Below are 2,197 nucleotides of genomic sequence, written 5' to 3' on the forward strand. Positions count from 1 at the left end.
CAGCCTGGTCTCGTTGGAGACCGGCTGGATGGAGTAAAGGTAGATGAGCAGCAATGCTCGCATACAGACTCCAACCTTGAAAGTTCCGCGTAGGAACCCCCGGACTTCAGTCCGGGGAGGATGTCAGAGGTTGTCCCTCGCGCTGGGGCCGCCAGGCCCCCTGGTTCTTGCCTCCTTTTTCCCTTCCGCTCTCCACGACGGGGGCAAGAAACCCTCTCCCTCCCCCTGCTTTTGCTACCATCGAAACATGAAGCCCCATATCCGCTACGGGAAGAACGGCTTCCAGCTCTACCCACCCCGCAGCCTGCGGGGGGAGGCTGCTGCGGCCTTCCTCCGCTTCAGCGCCGATTACTTCCGAGTCCTGGCTCGGCGCTACGGGGAAGAGGCCCACCTCGAGGTGGGCGGCCACCAGTTGGTGGCCGATCTCTCACAGGCCCCGCTCACCCTCCAGGCTGCCCGGCGGCTTGACCGTTGACTTGTTCAAGATGGAACACCATAATGTCCCATATGGGAACACCGCTTTTCCTCCGCCTTGATGGATCACCGGATGACGTGGCCAGCATCCGGGAAGGCCTGCCGGTCGAACTCATCACCGAGGTGGCCCGGCGCTACGACCTCAGCCAGCACGACGTGCTGGAGGCTGCTGGCATCCCCAGGAGCAGCCTCCATCGCTACAAGGGCCTGGGTCGTCTCACCCGTGAGCAGTCCAACCGCCTGTACCGGGTGGTCTACCTCCTGCGCCGCGCCGAGGAGCTCTTCGGTACGCCCCATCTGGCCGCCTCCTGGATGAAGGGCCCCAAGGTGTTCCTACATGGCTCGAGCCCCCTCTCATACCTCGACACCGAGCCCGGGTTTCAGGCGGTGGAGCACCTCCTGGGCCGGCTGGAGGACGGCCCCGTAACATGAGGGCCTGGCGCATCGCCTCCCGCAAATATGTCCAGGCCGCTTTCACCGGGGAGGGTGCGGCCCGCAGCCCCGGACGCTGGAACCGCGTCGGGGTTCCAGTGGTGTACCTGGCCGAATATCTCTCCACCGGCATCCTGGAGGCGCTGGTCCACGTGGATGACCGGGCTCACCTGGCTGCGTTCGTAGCCATCGAGGTGGAGATCCCCAATTCCCAGGTCGAGACCCTGACCGACCTGCCCCCCGACTGGCAGCAGTTGCCCGAACCCTACCCCGAGTCCACCCAGAGGCTGGGTAGCGAGTGGGCCCTGAGCCTGCGCTCGCTGGCCCTACGTGTCCCCTCAGCGGTGGTCCCCAGCGAGATGAACCTGCTGCTCAACCCCCACCACCCCGCGATGCCTGAGGTGAGGATCGGCCCGCCCCAGCCACTCTTCCTCGACCCACGCCTGCTGTACTAGACAAAAAGAACCCCTCAGAGATAAGGACCGTCTCCGAGAGACCAAGAAGGACGGAAGGCTCAGCGCCCGGTTCAGTCCTGCTTGTCCAGCGCCCTGATCTCCGCCTTGCCCCACCCTTCCGCCTCCCGGCTTCGGTGGAACACCCCGTCGGGGAGTCCGGGTTCACCGCCAGGTTCGGATTCGGTTCCCCAGGGCTGCTCTGGGGCGGGGGAGGGGGCGCCGGAGGCACCGGGTTGGGAGCACTGAGGCTGCTGCGGGGGCAGCTCATCTCGATCAGGTAGCGTCTCGGGCCCACCCCCGGCACGATCTTCAGGGTGAACAGCAGGGTCCGCCCTCCCACCTCCACGATCAGGTCGGTCTACCGGGCTTTCTGGGTGGCTGAGAGCAGGATCCGGGGACCCGCGCTCTCCACCCGCAGCAGCTCGCCCTTGGCCGAGGCCAGCCTGGTGCTGTGGGATCCCAAGGACGAACGTCCGGTAGAACCCCACACCTTTGCCTCCAAGGCCAAATACAGCCCATGGACAGGCTGGGTGCTACGGGGCTGGCCCTCTGTAACGCTGGTAGAGGGGCGCATCGTTTACCAGCGACAGAAAAACGGATAACCCCCTGCTAGACTCGTGCCATGATGCGATGGATTTTTTAGCTAACCCTATTGGCTTTGGCAAGTTGCACCAATGCGCCGCTTTCGGTGCCGATCCGGGACTTTGATGTGACTTACCCCACGGCTAAAGCCGGGGGCTTCTGGGGTCTACGAGCATGAGCAACCTCACCGCTCTCGCCCAGGGGCAAGCCCTGCCCATCTGCGGACGGGTACACGCCCCGTCCCATTCTCAGGA

3 protein-coding genes and 1 pseudogene are annotated in these 2,197 nt (G+C 64.8%); all 4 read left to right on the forward strand.

Annotated features, from left to right (window positions below; genetic code table 11):
- Window positions 1-247: 247 nt before the first annotated feature.
- The gene (locus Mgrana_RS16530; RefSeq protein ID WP_119358670.1) at window positions 248-475 is read left to right on the forward strand and encodes a hypothetical protein; all 228 of its coding nucleotides are present in this window, start codon (window positions 248-250) and stop codon (window positions 473-475) included.
- A 32-nt stretch (window positions 476-507) separates the two neighbouring features.
- Window positions 508-906 carry a type II RES/Xre toxin-antitoxin system antitoxin gene (parS, locus tag Mgrana_RS16535; RefSeq protein ID WP_186813146.1) on the forward strand — a complete coding sequence of 133 codons (399 nt, stop codon included), beginning with the start codon at window positions 508-510 and terminating at the stop codon, window positions 904-906.
- Complete coding sequence (locus tag Mgrana_RS16540) at window positions 903-1,361, forward strand: RES family NAD+ phosphorylase (protein WP_119358669.1); 459 nt, start codon at window positions 903-905, stop codon at window positions 1,359-1,361. The genes parS and Mgrana_RS16540 overlap by 4 nt, the downstream gene beginning before the upstream one ends.
- A gap of 431 nt (window positions 1,362-1,792) precedes the next feature.
- Window positions 1,793-1,963 (forward strand): annotated as a pseudogene (locus tag Mgrana_RS16550) (dihydroorotase); the annotation flags it as partial.
- Between the last annotated feature and the right edge of the window lie 234 nt (window positions 1,964-2,197).

The organism is Meiothermus granaticius NBRC 107808 (assembly GCF_003574355.1).
GTDB classification, from domain to species: domain Bacteria; phylum Deinococcota; class Deinococci; order Deinococcales; family Thermaceae; genus Meiothermus; species Meiothermus granaticius.